This window comes from Azospirillum endophyticum (genome assembly GCF_016595245.1).
Classification (GTDB): domain Bacteria; phylum Pseudomonadota; class Alphaproteobacteria; order Azospirillales; family Azospirillaceae; genus Azospirillum; species Azospirillum endophyticum.
This window is the reverse complement of the sequence record NZ_JAENHM010000073.1, coordinates 896631-914197: the sequence shown is the minus strand read 5'-3', so window position 1 is coordinate 914197 and position 17567 is coordinate 896631. Positions and strand designations below refer to the sequence as shown.

Below are 17567 nucleotides of genomic sequence, written 5' to 3'. Positions count from 1 at the left end.
GCCCCACCCCCCAGGGCTTCTCTTCTAGCAAAACTCAAAGACACAAGGGGGCGGCCGGCCGGAGGTCGGTGGAAATCAAACTTGCGCCCCTCACCCCAACCCCTCTCCCGCGAGGGGAGAGGGGCTACGCGCAACTTTGAGATGCTTTTCCTGCCGCAAGCGCGAGATCTGTGCATCCCGTAGCCCGGGGCGGGAGAGGGCTTGTAGGGTCACCCCCGCGCCCGTATGTCGGCCACGCCGCGCCGTGCCAGTTCGTCGGCGCGTTCGTTCTCCGGGTGGCCGGCATGGCCGCGGACCCAGTGGAACTCGATCTCGTGCTGTTTCTTCGCTTCCTCCAGGCGCTGCCAGAGATCGACGTTCTTCACCGGCTTCCTGTCGGCGGTCATCCAGCCCTTGGCCTTCCAGCCATGGATCCACTTGGTGATGCCGTTCTTCACATATTCGCTGTCGGTGAAGAGACGGATGGTCACCGGCTTCTTCAACGCCTCCAGCGCCATGATGGCGGCCATCAGTTCCATGCGGTTGTTGGTGGTCGCCGGTTCGCCGCCATACAATTCCTTCTCCACCTCGCCATAACGCAGGATGGCCCCCCAGCCGCCGGGGCCGGGATTGCCGCTGCAGGCGCCGTCGGTGAAGATATCGACCGTCTTGCGGCCGGCTTCGGTTGGGACAGTTTCTTCGCTCATCGCCCGCCCATATCGGAATCGTCCAGGAAATAGTCGCCCAGACCGCGGACCGACTGGTGGAAGCGCAGCTTGCGCAGGTATTCCAGCGGATCCTTCGGCCGCACGAAGGCCCCCGGCGGGTGGTTCAGCCAGTCGTAGAGGCGGGTCAGCAGGAAGCGCACGGCGCTGCCGCGGCAGAGCCAGGGCAGGGCGTCCAACTCGTCGCGCGAGAGCGGCCGGACCTTGCGGTAGTTGGAGAGCAGCAGCCGTGCCTTGGTGGCGTTGAACGACCCGTCGATCTCGAAGCACCAGGCATTGATGCAGATCGCCACGTCATAGGCGAGGAAGTCGTTGCAGGCAAAATAGAAGTCGATCAGACCGGACAGGCTGTCGCCCCGGAAAAAGACGTTGTCCGGAAACAGGTCGGCATGGATGACGCCCGCAGGCAGGCCGACCGGCCAGTTGGCCTCCAGCGCCGCCAATTCGGAGTCCAGCGTCGCCCGCAGGCCGGGAGCGACCTCGTCGGCACGGAGCGCCGACTTGGCGAACAGCTCCTTCCAGCCGGGCAATGCCAGCGCGTTCGGCCTTTCCATGCGGAAGTCGCCGACCGCCAGATGCAGGTGGGCCAGCGCCTCGCCAAGCTGGGCGCAATGCTGCGGCGTGATGCGGCGGGGCCACATGCCGGCCAGGAAGGTGACGATCACCGCCGGTCGGCCGCACAGTTCGCGAAGCGCCACGCCGTCGCGGGCCGCGACCGGCAGCGGGCAGGCGATCCCCTTTTCCGCCAGATGCTCCATCAGGCCGAGGAAGAAGGGCAGATCCTCCCTCCGCGTGCGCTTTTCATAGAGCGTCAGGATGTAGGGACCGCGTTCGGTCACCAGCAGGAAGTTGGAATTCTCCACCCCCTCTGCGATGCCTTTGCACGACAGCACCGCGCCCAGATCGTACTGGGCGGCGAAGGTGCTGAGATCCTCGTCGGTGACTTCGGTATAAACGGCCATGGTATCCAGCGCCTTACCGGGTTTCCGGCCTGCGGTCAATTTCGGGTGTGATCGGCTCGTAATATTCCGGGCCGAAGCCGGCAAGCCGGCGGCTTTCGGTGTTGAAGGGACGCTTCAGCCCGCCGCGGAAATGGCGGCCGACCAACTCCTGCCAGAAGGCGACCGGCTCCGCTCCACGCTCCGCGCAGAGATGGACGAACCACCGCCGGCCGGCAGCGACATGGCCGATCTCCTCATCATGGATGATCTGCAGCAGGTCGGCGCTCTCCCCATCGCCGAAATCGCGCAGGCGGCGCACCGTTTCAGGGGTGACGTCCAGGCCGCGCGCCTCGAGCACCATCGGGACCACAGCCAGCCGGGCGGCAAGGTCGTGCGCCGTCTCCATCGCCGCCTGCCATAGCCCGTCATGGGCGGGAAGATCGCCGTAGGAGGATCCCAGCGCGTTCAGCCGCGCCTCCAGCATCTGGAAATGCCGCGCCTCGTCGTCGGCAACGCCGATCCAATCGTCGGTGAAGCCCTTCGGCAGGCCGAGGGGGGCGAATCGGGCAACGATGTCCCAGGCGAGGTCGATGGCGTTCAACTCGATGTGGGCCAGCGCATGCAGCAGGGCGATGCGGTTCTGCGCATTGCCGCCGCGTCCGCGCTTGGGCATGTCGCGCGGCAGCTTCAACTCCGGCCGGTCGGGGCGGGCCGGGCGCTCGGGCGGCAATGCCGGCACGTCGGGCGCCAGCAGGCCGTCGCGCCAGGCGGCGGCGTGAAGGCGGGTCAGGCGCACTTTCTCCAGCGGCGCCGCGGTGGTCAGCACCGCGGTCGCCGCGTCACCAAGGCACGATACGGACGAAGTCATTTCCAGCCGTAGGCGACGAAGTGCGGGTTCAGGATGTCGTCCTTGCCATAGACCAGGGGCGAACCGTCCGGTTGCTCGACCCGGCCGCCGGCGCCGACCAGCACGGCATGGCCGGCGGCGGTGTCCCATTCGCTGGTCGGCCCGAAGCGCGGGTAGAGGTCGGCCTTGCCGCTCGCCACCGTGCAGAACTTCAGCGAACTGCCGCAGGATACCCGGTCCTTGACAGCGAACTTGCCGAGGAAGTCGTCCAGCACCGACCCGCTGCCGTGCGACCGGCTGGCGACCACGGTCAGCCCGTCGGCCGGCGGGTTGCGGACGGCGATCGGGTGATCGTGCCGCCCCTCGGCGCAATGGATCGCGGTGCCGGGACCGGCCGCGGCGTAGATGTCGCCGGTGGCGGGGGCATAGACGACGCCCAGGACCGGGACGCCATTCTCGATCAGGGCGATGTTCACCGTGAACTCGCCATTGCGGGAGATGAATTCCTTGGTGCCGTCGAGCGGATCGACCAGCCAGAACCGGCCGCCGGAAATGTCCGGCTTGTGGCCGGCGGCCATCGCCTCTTCCGCGACCACGGGAACGCCGGGCAGCAGGTGGTGAAGCGCCGGGACGATCACCGCCTCCGCCGCCTGGTCGGCCTGCGTCACCGGGCTGCCGTCGACCTTGGTGGCGACGTCGATACCGTCATTGTAGAAGCGCAGGATGACCTGACCGGCCTCGTGGGCGATGGTGCGGACCGTCGGCAGCAGGCGCGCCACAGCGGCATCGGGCATGGGGTAATCTCCCTATGGTATGAAGAGTCAGCATACCGTGCCCGATGGCGGGCCGGAAGCTCTTGAACGGGTGTGGGACGGAGAAGGCGGATGACGGCGGGATTTCAGCCACGGGATGGACGAGTGGACGGCGACGGCGCATCGGCCCTATGGCGTGCTATGACCGCCACCGATCTCGACCGGATCCTTGCCATCGCGGACATCGTGCATCCGGCCTATCCGGAGGAGCGCGGCGTGTTCGAGGAACGGCTGGCACTCTATCCCGCCGGCTGCCGGGTGGCGGAATGCCGCGGCGACGCCATCGGCTACGGCGTCATGCATCCGGGCAAGCTGGGCGTCCCGCCGCCGCTCGACTCGCCGTTGGGAGCGCTGCCCCCGGATGCGGACTGCCTCTACCTGCACGACATCGCGCTGCTGCCGATGGCCCGCGGCACCGGGCTGGGGGCGGGGGTGCTGGGTTATGCGCATCGGCTGGCGGGACGGGAGGGATGGCGGTGGCTGGCGCTCACGTCGACGCCCGGCGCGCGCAGCTATTGGGAGCGGGTCGGCTTCACGTCCTATCGCGAGGGTGGGCCGGCGCTGGCGGCCAAGCTGGCGAGCTATGGTGGGGGAATGAGCTATATGACCGCGCCGATCCGGCCCTCCTGAGCGGGTCAGGCGGTCAAGCCCGCCAGGTTCAGTTCGGTCACCATGGATTGGAAAGCCGGCTTGGCGAACAGGTAGCCCTGCATCAGGGTGACACCCAAATCGCGCAGGGCCTTGGCTTCCTCCACCGTCTCGATGCCCTCGGCGATGGGGGTGATGGCAAGATCCTCGCACACCGCCAGGATCGCCTTGACGATGCTGCGCCGGGCCCGCTCGGTATCGATGTTGCGGGTCAGCTCCATGTCCAGCTTGATGATGTCGGGCTGGAACTCGGCCAGCAGGTTCAGGCCGGAATAGCCCGAGCCGAAATCGTCGATCGCGGTCAGGAAGCCCTGGCGCTTGTATTCGTTGAAGATGCTTTTCAGATGGTCGTGGTCCACCACCCGCTCGTTCTCCGTCACCTCGAAGATGATGCGGTCGGTGGGAAAGCCGGTGCGCCGGGCGGCGGCGAGCGTCGCCCGGATGCAGGCCTCCGCCTTGTAGACGGCGTTCGGCAGGAAGTTGATCGACAGGCGGGCGCCGTTCATCGGCAGGGCCGAGGCCAGTTCGATGGCCTTGATCCGGCAGGACTGGTCGAAGGCATAGCGTGTCGAGTCGGTGACTTGGCCCAGCACCCATCCGGCACCCTGGCCCTGCATGCCGCGCACCAGCGCCTCATGCGCCCAGACGGCGCCGTTGGCGACATCGACGATGGGCTGGAACGCCATCGTGAAGTCCAGATCGAGCCGGTCCGCACATTGACCGCCGCATCCGCCGTCGCCAAACGCCATCGCCTTACCCCTACCAGATCAAGATCACCACTTTTAGGTAAGGAGCGATACCATCGATTTCATCCGACGGAGGTGTGGCAAACGCCACACCTTCCGACTAGGACTTTCCCTTATGCCTCCGGCGAAGCCCTGGGCGACGGGTCTATTCCGCCGCCAGTCGCAGCTCTGCCCCGCGGATCGCCGCCCATACCGCTTCGGGTGTCGCCGGCATGTCGATGTGGGTGATGCCGAGGCCGGACAGCGCATCGACGACCGCGTTGATGATGGCCGGCGGCGCGCCGATGGCTCCGGCCTCGCCGGCGCCCTTCATGCCCAGCATGTTGGTGGTGCTGGGCACGCTGTTCAGCTTCACCTCGATCGGCGGTATGTCGACCGCGCGCGGCATCTGATAGTCCATGAAGGAACCGGACAGAAGCTGCCCGCTGTCGGGATCGAACACCACGCGCTCTTGCAACGCCTGCCCCAAGCCTTGGGCGACGCCGCCATGGATCTGGCCGATCACCAGCATCGGGTTGATGACCGTGCCGAAATCGTCGACGACGCTGTAGCGCACCACCTCGACGATGCCGGTGCCGGGGTCGATCTCCACCTCCGCGACGTGGCAGCCGTTGGGGAAGGTGCTGGCCGGCGGGGTCCAGCGCGCCATCTCGGAAAAGGCGATGCCGGTACCGCCCCTGCCGTCGCCCTCCGCCGCCTTGGCGGCAACCTCCTTGAGCGACACGGCGCGGTCGGTGCCGACGATGGTGAACCGGCCGTCGGCGAACTCCACATCCACCTCCGCGCTTTCCAGCAGGTCGGCGGCGACGCTCGTCGCGGCCTTCACCACCTTGGCGGCCCCCTCGGCCAGCGCCGAACCGCCGACCGGGACGGAGCGGGAGCCGCCGGTGCCGGACCCCCAGCTGACGCGGTCGGTATCGCCCTGCACCACCTCGACATCCTCCGGCGGGACGCCCAGCCGGTCGGCGAGGATCTGCTTGTAGGCGGTCTCGTGGCCCTGGCCGTTGGTCTGGGTGCCGATCATCAGCACCACCTTGCCGTCGCCGTTGACCTGGACGGTCGCCTGCTCCGGTCCGCCGCCCGAGCAGGCCTCGATATAGGTGGCTAGGCCGGCGCCGCGCAGTTTGCCTCGGGCCTTCGCCTCCGCCTTGCGGGCGGGCAGGCCGGCCATGTCGGCGAGGACCAGACCGTCTTCCAGATTCCGGACGAACTCGCCGGTGTCGTAGACCTGTCCCATCGGGGTGGCATAAGGCATGGCGGCGGCCGGGATGAAGTTGCGCCGCCGGATCTCCGCCGGGCCGAGGCCGGTGACGCGGCCGGCATGGTCGATCAGCCGTTCCAGCAGATAGGCCGCTTCCGGCCGGCCGGCGCCGCGATAGGCGTCCACCGGCTGGGTGTTGGTGAAGACGCCCTTCACCCGCACATAGACGGCCGGCGTCTTGTAGGAGCCGACCAGCATCGCCGATCCCGCATCGGTCGGGATGAAGGGCCCATAGTTGGACAGATACGCGCCCAGATTGGCGACGGTGTCGACCCGAAGCCCAAGGAAATGACCGTCGGCATCGAGCGCGAGGCGCGCCTTGCTGACATGGTCGCGGCCATGGTCGTCGCTGATGAAGCCCTCGATCCGGTCGGCGGCCCATTTCACCGCGCGGTTCAGCCGGCGCGCGGCGAACAGGCAGGCGACATATTCCGGATAGTTGAACAGCTTCATGCCGAAGCCGCCGCCGACATCGGTGGTCAGCACGCGGATGCGGGAGTCGGGTTCGTTCAGGATCTTGGCGAACTGCTTCTGCAGGCCGTGGACGCCCTGGCTGGTGACATAGATCAGCAGGCGGCCGGGGGCACCGTCGGAGCCCGATTCGACACCGGCGACGCAGGCGCGGCCTTCCATCGGGTTGGCGACGACGCGGTTGTTGACCAGCTCCAGCTCCACCACGCGGTGGGCAGCGGCAAGCGCGGCCTCCACCGCCGCCTCGTCGCCGGTGTCCCAGTCGAAGCAGAGGTTGTCCGGCGCCTCGTCCCACACCAGCGGGCGTCCTGGTTCCAGCGCCGCCAGCGTGCCGGTGACGGGCGGACGATCCTCGTAATCGACCATCACCAGCTCGGCCGCATCGCGTGCGGCCTCCAGCGTCTCGGCCACCACCATGGCGACCGGATCGCCGACATGGCGGGCGAAGCCACGGGCCAGCGCCGGGCGCGGCGTCTGGACGTAATTCGATCCATCGCGCTGCTTCAGCGCAGCCTGGCAGGGGATCATGCCGATCTGCTCGGCGTCGAGGTCGGCGACGGTGTAGACCGCCAGCACGCCGGGTTGGGCCAGCGCTTCCGCAACATCGATCGCGCCGATGGCGGCGAAGGCATGGGGAGAGCGGACGAAGGCCGCATAGGCCTGTCCGGGAAGAGACACGTCGTCGGTGTAGCGGCCGCCGCCGGTCAGCAGCCGGGCGTCTTCGGTGCGCGGAACCGCCTGTCCGATGCCGAACTTCATGGGTGAACTCCCGCCTTCCGGTTCGATGCGATTGTTTGTGCCCCGCGAAGATAGGCCGGCTTGAGCGTCAGGGAAACCCCGACGGGCGGCATGGGTGACGGTTGTCGGCTGCAATGATTGTCGGGTGGGCGAACAGGAACGGCCGCAATGGGCCGCGAAGCGGATCTGGCGCGACGGGCCGGCAGGCACCATATTGCAGGGCATGTGTGGACGCATGCTTCTCACCACCCCGATCAATGAGATCGAGCGCGTCTTCGGCGTGCGCGAGCGGCCGAACCTGATGCCGCGGTGGAATATCGCTCCGACCCAGGATATTCCCGTCATCCGGCGCGAGGAGGACGGCCGCCATCTGGCGATGGTCCGCTGGGGGCTGGTGCCGCCCTGGGCCGACGATCCGGCCATCGGCGGGCGGATGATCAATGCACGAGGCGAATCGGTTGCCGACAAGCCGGCCTTCCGCGACGCCTTCCGCAAGCGCCGCTGCCTGATCCCGCTCGACGGATTCTATGAATGGACCAGCGTGGGGGAGGGAGCGAAGCCGCGCAAGCAGGGCCACGTCATCCGCCGGCGCGACCGCGGCCTGTTCGCGCTCGCCGGGTTGTGGGAGCGCTGGCGCGGGCCGAAGGGGGCGCCACCGCTCGATCCGCCCTTGGAAACGGCGACGGTGGTGACGACGGCGACCAACGCCACCCTGTCCGTCCTGCACGATCGCATGCCGGTGGTCCTCGACCCTGCCGACTGGGATGCGTGGCTGGATCCGGCGACGCCGTTGCCGGTGGTGGAGGGGTTGATCCGTTCCGCTCCGGAAGATTGGCTGGACGTCGTGCCGGTGGGGCCGCGGGTGAACAGCGTGCGCAACGACGACTGCTCCTGCCTCGACCCGCCGCAAGAGATCGCTCCCGGCAAGGCCAAGGGAAAGCCGGGCGATGACCAGCCGAGCCTGTTCTAGGGCACCGGCGGTTCGGGGTGCGGCGTTGGTCGCGATGGTGGCCGCATTCGCTCTGGCGGCGGGGCCGGCTGCGGCGCAGACCAACCAGGCTGCCAAGGGGCGCGGCCCCATCGCCAACACGCCGGACCAGACCATCAAGGGATCCGCCATGGCGGTGGAGGGCGACCTGCTGACGGTCAACGGCACGGCGGTCCGGCTGATGGGCATCGATGCACCGGATCCGGGGCAGAAATGCAAGAACCGCTACGGGCACGAGCTGGATTGCTTCAAGGTCGCCACGGCCGTCCTCGCCAACATGGTGAAGGGCGAGGAGGTGACCTGTACGATCACGGAGCAGGACCGCACCGGGGAGAAGAAGGGCGAATGCCGGGTGCGCGGCGTCGACCTGGGGGCGGCGATGGTGGCGCGCGGCTGGGCTTTCCAATATGCCAGCCTGTCGCCGGCCTATCAGAAGGGCGAGGCCTATGCCCAGAGCAAGCGCATGGGGCTGTGGGCCGGGCAGGTGGAAAAGCCCTGGCAATGGCGCAGCAGGCAACTGCGCGAGACTGTAAAATGAGCGAAACCAACCTTTCGGTTAACGGCCCCTGATCGTCGGGGTTTGATCGTCCGTCGGCGGCGGGCACCTCCATTTCCCATTCGGCCATTCCGCCGGTCGTGGTACGATTCGACGAGGAAGGGTGATCTCCAAACCAATGACGGTGGCCCACTATGATCGGGCGGGGCCGGCACGATTCCAGAGCGGCAACTCCCATCGGGGAGCGGAGTCACGGGTATGCTCGTTTACGAATGTGAACTGTTCGAAGTGGTTCCGGTGCTGCGCCGCTATGCGCGGGCGCTGACCGGCACCACCGATCGCGGCGACGCGCTGGTGACCCGCTGCGTGGAGGCCGCGGCCATGGCTCCCTCGCGCTTCGGGTTGGACCGCGGCGGCGATGGCGCGCGCCTCTCGATGTATGCCCTGCTGAACCTGCTGTTCGATCGTTCGGAGGAGTTCGGCACGCCCGGCCGCCCGCTGCCGTCGCCCCATCCCATCGAACGTGCCCTGACCGAATTGCCGGAGGCGGATCGCCGCCTTTATCTGCTGACCGCCCTGGAAGGGCTGAGCTTGCCGCAGGCGGCCAGGGTGCTGCAGCTGCGGGTGGGCGAGGCCATCGAGCGGCTGAAGACCGCCCGTGCGCGGGTGCGCGACGCCATGGTGCAGAGGGTGATGGTGGTCGAGGACAATGTCCTGCTGGCGATGGAACTCGGGGCGCTGGTTGCGGAGATGGGGCATGTGCTCTGCGGCACCGCTGGCAACGAGGCGGAGGCGCTGGCTCTGTTGAAGGTGGAAAAGCCGACCTTGGCCCTGCTGGATGTGCGGCTGGCGGATGGGGGAAGCGGGATCGAACTCGCGCGGCGGCTGAAGCGGGTGCGCGACCTCCGGACGATCTTCGTCACCGCCTTCGACGACGACATCCTCGCCCGCGATGCCCGTCATCTGGGGCAGATCGTTCGCAAGCCCTTCACCAATGCCGGTATCCAGGCCGCCATCTCCCGCGCCATCTTCATGCCGCAGCCGGTGGCGCTCGCTTGAATTTCTGACGGGATGCAAAAAGGGACCGCCGGTCGTCCGGTGGTCCCTTTGGCATGGCCGGCTTTCAGGAAAGCCGGCAGATCTCTGACCCGACTGTCAGACCGTCGTGCGACGGCCGGCGATCATGCGGTAGATGGCCAGGATGATGACCGCGCCGACGATGGCGCCGATGAAACCGGCTCCCTCGCCCGGCCGGTACCAGCCGACGGCGGCGCCCAGATAGGTGGCAACGAAGGCACCGGCGATGCCCAGCAGGGTGGTGATGATGAAGCCGCCCGGATCGCGACCCGGCATCAGGAACTTGGCGACGATGCCGGCGAGAAAGCCGATGATGATCGTCCAGAGAATGCCCATGGTTGATTTCCCTTCCGTTGCGGGACCGTCTTCCCATGCCCAATAACGGGCAAGGAGGCGATTGGTTCTCCGCGCCGGCGGATCTTTTGGGCGGGTGGTTCTTTTTGACGGCCACTCTTTCGGTGAAGCGGAGCCTTCCCGCCCGAACGGAGCGGCCCCGCATCGCTTCCCCGGGGGAGGCCATGCAGGGCCGCAGCGTTTCACTGGCTGGCGTGCTTACCGCAGCGCGCTGATGTTGGCGGCATACTGCGCCGGTCCGCCGGTGAAGGTGGCGGTGCCGGCCACCAGCACGTCGGCGCCGGCCTCGATCGCCAAGCGCGCGGTCTCCGGGTTGATGCCGCCGTCGACCTCCAGGTCGATCTGCTTGCCGAGCGCGTCGATGCGGCCGCGCAGATCTCGGATCTTCGGAAGCTGGCTCTTGATGAAGCTCTGGCCGCCGAAACCGGGGTTGACCGTCATCACCAGAACGAGGTCGATGTCTTCCAGCACATGTTGGATGGCGTCGACCGGCGTGGCCGGGTTGAGCGACACGCCCGACTTCTTCCCCAGCGACTTGATCAGCTGGATGGTGCGGTGCAGGTGCGGACCGGCCTCCGGATGGACGGTGATGATGTCGGCTCCGGCCTTGGCGAAGTCGGGGACGAACAGGTCGACCGGCGAGATCATAAGATGGACGTCGAAGATCTTCGCGGTATGGGGACGCAGCGCCTTCACCACGCCCGGCCCGATGGTCAGGTTCGGCACGAAATGTCCGTCCATCACGTCGATGTGGATGTAATCGGCGCCGGCGGCGTCGACCGCACGGACCTCCTCGCCCAGCCGGGCGAAATCGGCGGAGAGAATCGAGGGGGAAATCTTCACGGCGCGCATGGGGCTTTCCTGGAGCAAGGGGGGCAGGGGGAGCTGATCCGATTCGCCGCATGTCCTATCACGGGGTCACGACGCAAGTCATGACATGATGTGACTGACCGCCATCGTGCCGCAGCGCGAACTGCGCCGTTTGCGCTTTACCGCAACCGCCGAGCGCTGTATCCGTTGGTATATAGATGAAGCATCACATCGGCAGGAGGTGGCAATGACCGGCAAACAGGCGATTCCGGGGTTCGGCGGGCTCAAGCGCGCGGCAACGATGGCTGTTCTGGGCCTTGGCCTGGCGCTGGCGGCCCCGGCGGCGATGGCGCAGGACGTGCTGGTCCTGGCCGCCGCCTCGACCAAGAACGCGGTGGAGAAACTGGCCTCGCAATTCAAGGCGAAGTCCGGCGCCACCGTGACATCCTCTTTCGCCGCGTCTTCGGCCCTGGCGAAGCAGATCGAGAACGGTGCTCCGGCCGACATCTTCATCTCGGCCGACCTCGACTGGATGGATTATCTGCAGCAGCGCAACCTCATCAAGACCGACAGCCGGGTGAACCTGCTGGGCAACGAGCTGGTGGTCGTGGTGCCGAAGGGCTCCCCGCTGAAGCCCGATCTGTCCAAGGGCGGCAAGCTGGCCGACCAGCTGGGCGACGGGCGGCTCTCCACCGGCGACCCTTCGAACGTTCCGGTCGGAAAATACGCCAAGGCCGCACTGGAGAAGCTGGACCAGTGGACGGCGGTCGAACCGAAGCTGGCGCGGGCCGACAGCGTGCGTGCCGCCCTGGTGCTGGTCAGCCGCGGCGAGGTGCCGGTGGGGATCGTCTACCGCACCGATGCCGCCGTCGATCCGGGTGTGGAGGTCGCCGCGGCCTTCCCGCCCGACAGCTATCCGCCGATCACCTATCCGGCAGCTCTGGCGGCGTCCTCCAAGACACCGGCGGCGGCGGCCTTCCTCGACTACATGAAGTCGCCCGACGGCATGGCGGTGTGGAAGGAATTCGGATTCGTCCCGGCGCCCAAAGCACCGTAAGCTTCGCGGCATGGATATCCTGACGCCGATGGAAACCACCGCGTTGCTGCTGAGCCTGCGTGTCGCGGGCGTCGCCATCGCGCTGGGATTGCCGGTCGCCGTGCTCGCCGCCTGGGTGCTTGGTCGTTATTCCTTTCCGGGCAAGACGCTGGTCGATGGGCTGGTCCATCTGCCGCTGGTCCTGCCGCCGGTGGTCACCGGCTACATTCTGCTGGTGACCATGGGGACCAAGGGAGTGGTCGGCGGCTGGCTGTACCAGACCTTCGGCATCAAGCTGATCTTCACGGCGGAAGGGGCGTCCCTGGCGGTGGCGGTGACCTCCTTCCCGCTGATGGTGCGGGCGATCCGCCTGTCGGTGGAGGCGATCGACGGCGGGCTGGAGGCGGCGGCGCGCACGCTGGGCGCCGGGCCGGTCGACCGCTTCTTCACCATCCTGCTGCCGTTGATGGCGCCCGGCCTGCTGTCCGGCGCCATCGTCGCCTTCGCCGCGGCGATGGGCGAGTTCGGGGCGGTCATCACCTTCGTCTCCAACATCCCCGGCAAGACGCAGACCCTGCCGCTGGCGATCTATGCCGCGACGCAGGAGCCGGGCGGGGATGCGGTCGCGGCCCGGCTGGCGGCGATCTCCTTCTCGGTGGCCCTGCTGGCGCTGATGCTGTCGGAATTGCTGGCGAACCGGGTTCGCCGCCTGATCGGACAGGTCTGATCATGCTGGATGTGCAAATCCGCCAGAGGCTGGGCGCCTTCGCCCTCGACATCGCCTTCGCCGCCGAAGAGCGCGGGGTGACGGCGTTGTTCGGCCGTTCCGGTTCGGGCAAGACATCGGTCATCAACGCCATCGCCGGGCTGACCCGGCCGGATGCCGGACACATCCGCGTCGGTGATGCCGTCTTCTTCGACAGCACGCGGCGCATCGACGTGCCGGTGGAAAAACGGCGCATCGGTTACGTCTTCCAGGATTCGCGCCTGTTCCCGCACATGAGCGTCCGCAGCAATCTTGAATACGGCCTGCGCCGCGTTCCGGCCGCCGACCGCCGCATCGCCTTCGATCCGGTGGTGGATCTGCTGGGGCTGGGCCATCTGCTGGACCGCCGGCCGCGCGGCCTGTCCGGCGGCGAGAAGCAACGGGTCGCCTTCGGTCGCGCGCTGCTGGCACAGCCGCGCCTGCTGCTGATGGACGAACCGATGGCCTCGCTCGATTCCGCCCGCAAGGCGGAGATCATGCCCTATATCGAGCGGCTGCGGGATGAGATGCGGATCCCCATCGTCATGGTCAGCCACGCGCTGGACGAGGTGGTGCGGCTGGCCACCACGATGGTGCTGATCGCGGAGGGCAGGGTGCGTGCGGCCGGGCCGGTCGGCACCGTCATGGGGCGGCTGGACCTGTCGGCGGCGACGGGGGCGCATGAGGCCGGCGCGGTGCTGGACCTGACGGTGGAGCGCCATATCCCGGCGGATGGGCTGTCGGTGCTCGCCTTCGACGGCGGACACCTGACCGTGCCGCAGATCGACCGCCCTCCGGGTTCGCCGGTGCGGCTGCACATCCATGCCCGCGACGTCATCGTCGCCCTGGAGCCACCGACGGGCGTCAGCCTGCGCAACGCGCTGGCAGCGAGGGTGGTGGAGGTGGCGGAGGCCGGCCCGTCATCCGCCGACCTGCGGCTGGCGGTGGGCGGGTCCTTCCTGATCGCCCGCATCACCCGTGCGGCGGTTCGCGAGCTGAGCCTGGCGCCCGGCCGCGAAGTGGTGGCGCTGGTCAAGGGCATCGCCTTCGAACCCGATAGCAGCGGTTCGGCTTCGGACCCGCGGCGGCGCGTGGTGGACGTATGAGCGTCCGTCCGGCGGCTCCTCTCCCGCAAACGGGAGAGGAGCCGTATCGCAGGGGCTACTGACCGCCCGACGGGGTGGACGATCCGCCGGTGCTGGCACCGCCGCCGGCCGAGCCGCCGGCCGTCGAGCCGCCCGGCAGGGTTTTGGTGGCGCCGCTGGTCTCGTTCATCGAATTGCCGGAGGTGCCGCCCTGTACCGGTACGCCGGTCGAGGGCGGCGGGACGGTGGTCGATCCACTGCTCGACCCGCTGCTCGTGGTCGGGCTGGACTGGTTCGCCGCATTGGAGTTCTGGGCGTTGTGGTCGTCGCAGGCCGCCAGCCCCAGAAGCAGGGCGGGCAGGGCCACGATGAGAAATTTGCTGCGCATGGAGTATCGCTCCTCAGCCATTGGGCGGCGCCTTCAGCGGGATCGACCGTGCGAATGCCCGAATGGACTCGGCACGGACCCGGCGGCACCGTGTGGGTCCAAACACGCCACCGCCGGTTTCATTCCATCCACCTTGGTACTATGCCGGGTGGCTCCCTGCACCGATGAGTGTGAACCCAGGCGCAAGGTGACGGTATGACTTACAAGAACTTTACAAGAACATACGGGCAACTTGCAGCGCGGACGTAACGAATACCCATTACTGGGTGGCGCAAAGATCACGACCCTTCTGCGACTTGCGTATTCCATCTTTTTCGTTTGACCGGCGGAAAGTCGCTGTGATTCCATACGCGGCACCATGACGATGATCGCCGATTTCACCGATACGCTCGCCCGCGCCGCCAAAAGCGCGATCCGCCAGGCCATCATGCCGGCGCTGTGCGCCTGCGTGGTCGCCTACTTCGCCTACTACGCGGTCCATGGCGACCGTGGACTGGTGGCGATGAAGCAGATCCAGGGGGAGATCGCCCAGGCCGAGGGGGTCCTCAACCAGCTCCGCACGGAGCGGGAGGATATGGAGCGGCGCGCCCAATTGCTGCGCGGCGACGGGCTGGATCGCGACATGCTGGAGGAGCGGGCACGGTTGATGCTGAACTTCTCCAGCGCACGCGACGTCATCGTCAAACTGCCCAAGCTCGCCGACCCGGAAGGGGCCGTCACGCAGAAGTAAAGGGTAAATCAGCCGATTAACCGAAACTCGGTTAATCGAAAATAGCGCTGCAAAAACAGACGTTTGCGCGGACCATTTAGCTCGTGTACTGTGCGCGCCATATTCGCTTCCGGTGCGGGATTAAGCATGCCCGCAACGCGTGGCGGCACCGGCTGTTTCAAGACCGTTGCCGCTTGAACCCTGGGGAGGAATCATGGCCGCGTCCCGACGCCGTCCGACCAAGGCGCAGACCGAAATTGCGCCCGTTCAAGCCGTCTCTTCCGAAGAGCTGCTTCATTACTACCGCGAGATGCTGCTGATCCGCCGCTTCGAAGAGAAGGCGGGACAGCTGTACGGCATGGGGCTGATCGGCGGCTTCTGCCACCTCTACATCGGCCAGGAAGCCGTCGTCGTCGGCGTGCAGGCGGCCCTTAAAGAGGGCGACAGCGTCATCACCAGCTACCGGGACCACGGCCACATGCTGGCCTGCGGCATGGACGCCAAGGGCGTGATGGCCGAGCTGACCGGCCGCATCGGAGGCTACTCCAAGGGCAAGGGCGGCTCGATGCACATGTTCAGCCAGGAGAAGAACTTCTTCGGCGGCCATGGCATCGTCGGCGGGCAGGTTCCGCTCGGCACGGGTCTGGCCTTCGCGCACAAGTACAGCAATGACGGTGGCGTTGCGGCCGTGTATTGCGGCGACGGCGCGATCAACCAGGGTCAGGTCTACGAGAGCTTCAACATGGCGGCGCTGTGGAAGCTGCCGGTGCTCTTCATCATCGAGAACAACAAGTACGCCATGGGCACTTCGCAGGAGCGCGCCTCGGCCGGCGAACTGCACCAGCGCGGCGCGGCCTACGGCATCCCCGGCTACCAGGTCAACGGCATGGACGTGCTGGACGTCAAGGCCGCGGCGGACCAGTGGGTTCCCCATATCCGCGGGGGCAACGGCCCCGTCATCCTGGAGATGAAGACCTACCGTTACCGCGGCCACTCGATGTCCGACCCGGCCAAGTACCGGACGAAGGAAGAGGTCGAGAAGATGCGGTCGGAATCCGATCCCATCGATCAACTGAAGGCGAAGATCCTGGCCGGCAATCACGCCGACGAGGACAAGCTGAAGGAGATCGATCGCACGGTGAAGGCGATCGTCACCGAATCGGCCGAGTTCGCGCAGCAGAGCCCCGAGCCCGATCCGTCGGAGCTGTGGACCGACATCCTGGTCGAATCCTGACATCAACGATAAACGGGAGCGGCGCCTTGAGGGACGGGAAACCGGACTCCCCGCGCCGCCGGAGGTTGAGGAATGCCGATCGAAGTGCTGATGCCGGCCCTGTCGCCCACGATGACCGAGGGCAAACTGGCGAAATGGCTCAAGAAGGAAGGTGACTCGGTGAAGTCCGGCGATGTCCTCGCCGAGATCGAAACCGACAAGGCGACCATGGAGGTCGAGGCGGTCGATGAAGGCCGCGTCGGCAAGATCCTGATCGCCGAAGGCACCGACAACGTCGCGGTGAACACGCCCATCGCTGTCCTGCTGGAAGAGGGCGAGGACGAGAGCGCGCTGAGCAAGGGCGGCAACGCCCCGACTGCCGCCGCTCCGGCCGTCGCCGCTCCCGCCCCGGCCCCGGCGGCGGAACCCGCTCCGGCCCCGGCGCCCACGGTGCCGGCGGCTCCGGTCGCGGCGCCCGCGTCGGACGAGGACCGGTTCATGGCCAAGACCGTCAAGAAGACGGTCCGCGAAGCGCTGCGCGACGCGATGGCCGAGGAAATGCGCCGTGACGACAAGGTCTTCGTCATGGGCGAGGAAGTCGCGCAGTACCAGGGCGCCTACAAGGTGACCCAGGGCCTGCTGCAGGAGTTCGGCGAGCGTCGCGTCATCGACACGCCGATCACCGAGATCGGCTTCGCCGGCCTAGGCGTCGGCGCCGCCTTCAAGGGCTTGAAGCCGGTCGTCGAGTTCATGACCTTCAACTTCGCCATGCAGGCGATCGACCACATCATCAACTCGGCCGCCAAGACGCTGTACATGTCCGGCGGCCAGATGAGCAACTCGATCGTCTTCCGTGGCCCCAACGGCGCCGCCGCCCGCGTCGGCGCCCAGCACTCGCAGTGCTATGCCTCCTGGTACGCCCATTGCCCGGGCCTGAAGGTCGTGTCGCCCTGGTCGGCGGCCGACGCCAAGGGCCTGCTGAAGTCCGCGATCCGCGACGCCAACCCGATCGTCTTCCTCGAGAACGAGATCCTCTACGGCCAGAGCTTCGAGGTCCCGGAGGACGAGGACTTCACCCTGCCGATCGGCAAGGCCAAGATCGAGCGCGCCGGCAAGGACGTGACGATCACCGCCTTCTCGATCATGGTCGGTCACGCCCTGGCCGCCGCCGAGATCCTGGCCAAGGAAGGCATCGACGCGGAGGTCATCAACCTGCGCACGATCCGTCCGCTGGACACCGAGACCATCGTCAACAGCGTCAAGAAGACCAACCGCCTGGTTTCCGTCGAGGAAGGCTGGCCCTTCGCCGGCATCGGCTCGGAAATGTGCGCGCTGATGATGGAGCAGGCTTTCGACTATCTCGACGCGCCGGTGGCCCGCGTGGCCGGTCTGGACGTGCCGATGCCCTACGCCGCCAACCTGGAAAAGCTGGCGCTGCCGCAGGTCGATCACATCGTCAAGGCCGCCAAGCAAGCCTGCTATCGTTGAGAGGAGGGCT

19 protein-coding genes are annotated in these 17567 nt (G+C 67.2%); 10 read left to right on the top strand and 9 right to left on the bottom strand.

Annotation, left to right across the window (positions count from 1 at the left end; translation table 11 throughout):
- Window positions 1–209 precede the first annotated feature (209 nt).
- The 4 genes from rnhA to cysQ are packed head-to-tail and all read right to left on the bottom strand — an operon-like array spanning window position 210 to window position 3286.
- Window positions 210–686 (bottom strand): ribonuclease HI, encoded by a 477-nt coding sequence (rnhA, locus tag JHL17_RS31120; protein WP_200198461.1) that lies wholly within the window; start codon window positions 684–686, stop codon window positions 210–212.
- The gene (locus tag JHL17_RS31115; protein WP_200198460.1) at window positions 683–1666 is read right to left on the bottom strand and encodes a homoserine kinase; all 984 of its coding nucleotides are present in this window, start codon (window positions 1664–1666) and stop codon (window positions 683–685) included. The genes rnhA and JHL17_RS31115 overlap by 4 nt, the downstream gene beginning before the upstream one ends.
- 13 nt (window positions 1667–1679) lie before the next feature.
- Entirely contained in the window at window positions 1680–2513 is an 834-nt protein-coding gene (locus tag JHL17_RS31110) for a ferritin-like domain-containing protein (protein WP_200198459.1), read from the bottom strand.
- A complete protein-coding gene (cysQ, locus tag JHL17_RS31105) occupies window positions 2510–3286 on the bottom strand; it encodes a 3'(2'),5'-bisphosphate nucleotidase CysQ (protein ID WP_200198458.1) in 777 nt (258 codons plus the stop codon). Before cysQ ends, JHL17_RS31110 begins: the two co-directional genes overlap by 4 nt.
- A gap of 159 nt (window positions 3287–3445) precedes the next feature.
- Between cysQ and JHL17_RS31100 the strand changes: the two genes are divergently transcribed.
- A complete protein-coding gene (locus JHL17_RS31100; RefSeq protein ID WP_247893902.1) occupies window positions 3446–3934 on the top strand; it encodes a GNAT family N-acetyltransferase in 489 nt (162 codons plus the stop codon).
- Between the two features lie 5 nt (window positions 3935–3939).
- On the opposite strand, the gene JHL17_RS31095 is transcribed toward JHL17_RS31100, so the two are convergent.
- Both JHL17_RS31095 and JHL17_RS31090 read right to left on the bottom strand, forming a co-directional pair.
- Window positions 3940–4638 carry an EAL domain-containing protein gene (locus JHL17_RS31095; RefSeq protein WP_200198456.1) on the bottom strand — a complete coding sequence of 233 codons (699 nt, stop codon included), beginning with the start codon at window positions 4636–4638 and terminating at the stop codon, window positions 3940–3942.
- Window positions 4639–4843: 205 nt separating this feature from the next.
- A complete protein-coding gene (locus tag JHL17_RS31090) occupies window positions 4844–7189 on the bottom strand; it encodes a xanthine dehydrogenase family protein molybdopterin-binding subunit (protein WP_200198455.1) in 2346 nt (781 codons plus the stop codon).
- Between the two features lie 214 nt (window positions 7190–7403).
- On the opposite strand from JHL17_RS31090, the gene JHL17_RS31085 reads away from it, so the two are divergent.
- The 3 genes from JHL17_RS31085 (at window position 7404) to JHL17_RS31075 (ending at window position 9711) form a co-directional block, all read left to right on the top strand.
- The gene (locus JHL17_RS31085) at window positions 7404–8138 is read left to right on the top strand and encodes an SOS response-associated peptidase (RefSeq protein WP_200198454.1); all 735 of its coding nucleotides are present in this window, start codon (window positions 7404–7406) and stop codon (window positions 8136–8138) included.
- Window positions 8116–8694, top strand: a complete 579-nt coding sequence (locus JHL17_RS31080) for a thermonuclease family protein (RefSeq protein WP_200198453.1) — start codon at window positions 8116–8118, stop codon at window positions 8692–8694. The genes JHL17_RS31085 and JHL17_RS31080 overlap by 23 nt, the downstream gene beginning before the upstream one ends.
- Before the next feature lie 216 nt (window positions 8695–8910).
- Window positions 8911–9711 carry a response regulator gene (locus JHL17_RS31075; protein WP_200198452.1) on the top strand — a complete coding sequence of 267 codons (801 nt, stop codon included), beginning with the start codon at window positions 8911–8913 and terminating at the stop codon, window positions 9709–9711.
- A 96-nt stretch (window positions 9712–9807) separates the two neighbouring features.
- On the opposite strand, the gene JHL17_RS31070 is transcribed toward JHL17_RS31075, so the two are convergent.
- Together JHL17_RS31070 and rpe are read right to left on the bottom strand one after the other, a co-directional pair.
- Window positions 9808–10065 carry a GlsB/YeaQ/YmgE family stress response membrane protein gene (locus JHL17_RS31070; protein WP_200198451.1) on the bottom strand — a complete coding sequence of 86 codons (258 nt, stop codon included), beginning with the start codon at window positions 10063–10065 and terminating at the stop codon, window positions 9808–9810.
- A 216-nt stretch (window positions 10066–10281) separates the two neighbouring features.
- Window positions 10282–10935, bottom strand: a complete 654-nt coding sequence (gene rpe, locus JHL17_RS31065) for a ribulose-phosphate 3-epimerase (RefSeq protein WP_200198450.1) — start codon at window positions 10933–10935, stop codon at window positions 10282–10284.
- 205 nt (window positions 10936–11140) lie between these two features.
- On the opposite strand from rpe, the gene modA reads away from it, so the two are divergent.
- The 3 genes from modA to modC are packed head-to-tail and all read left to right on the top strand — an operon-like array spanning window position 11141 to window position 13780.
- The gene (modA, locus tag JHL17_RS31060) at window positions 11141–11950 is read left to right on the top strand and encodes a molybdate ABC transporter substrate-binding protein (protein ID WP_200198449.1); all 810 of its coding nucleotides are present in this window, start codon (window positions 11141–11143) and stop codon (window positions 11948–11950) included.
- Window positions 11951–11960: 10 nt separating this feature from the next.
- Window positions 11961–12656: a molybdate ABC transporter permease subunit gene (modB, locus tag JHL17_RS31055; protein WP_200198448.1), complete on the top strand. Its 696-nt coding sequence runs from the start codon at window positions 11961–11963 to the stop codon at window positions 12654–12656.
- A 2-nt stretch (window positions 12657–12658) separates the two neighbouring features.
- On the top strand, window positions 12659–13780 hold the full coding sequence (gene modC / locus JHL17_RS31050; protein WP_200198447.1) for a molybdenum ABC transporter ATP-binding protein: 1122 nt from the start codon (window positions 12659–12661) through the stop codon (window positions 13778–13780).
- Window positions 13781–13835: 55 nt separating this feature from the next.
- Here modC and JHL17_RS31045 read toward each other — a convergent pair whose 3' ends face one another.
- Window positions 13836–14147: a hypothetical protein gene (locus JHL17_RS31045; protein ID WP_200198446.1), complete on the bottom strand. Its 312-nt coding sequence runs from the start codon at window positions 14145–14147 to the stop codon at window positions 13836–13838.
- Between the two features lie 358 nt (window positions 14148–14505).
- On the opposite strand from JHL17_RS31045, the gene JHL17_RS31040 reads away from it, so the two are divergent.
- The 3 genes from JHL17_RS31040 (at window position 14506) to JHL17_RS31030 (ending at window position 17557) form a co-directional block, all read left to right on the top strand.
- Window positions 14506–14877, top strand: a complete 372-nt coding sequence (locus JHL17_RS31040; protein WP_200198445.1) for an FtsB family cell division protein — start codon at window positions 14506–14508, stop codon at window positions 14875–14877.
- 193 nt (window positions 14878–15070) lie between these two features.
- Window positions 15071–16090 (top strand): pyruvate dehydrogenase (acetyl-transferring) E1 component subunit alpha, encoded by a 1020-nt coding sequence (pdhA, locus tag JHL17_RS31035; RefSeq protein ID WP_200198444.1) that lies wholly within the window; start codon window positions 15071–15073, stop codon window positions 16088–16090.
- 72 nt (window positions 16091–16162) lie between these two features.
- Window positions 16163–17557: a pyruvate dehydrogenase complex E1 component subunit beta gene (locus JHL17_RS31030; RefSeq protein WP_200198443.1), complete on the top strand. Its 1395-nt coding sequence runs from the start codon at window positions 16163–16165 to the stop codon at window positions 17555–17557.
- Window positions 17558–17567: the final 10 nt, after the last annotated feature.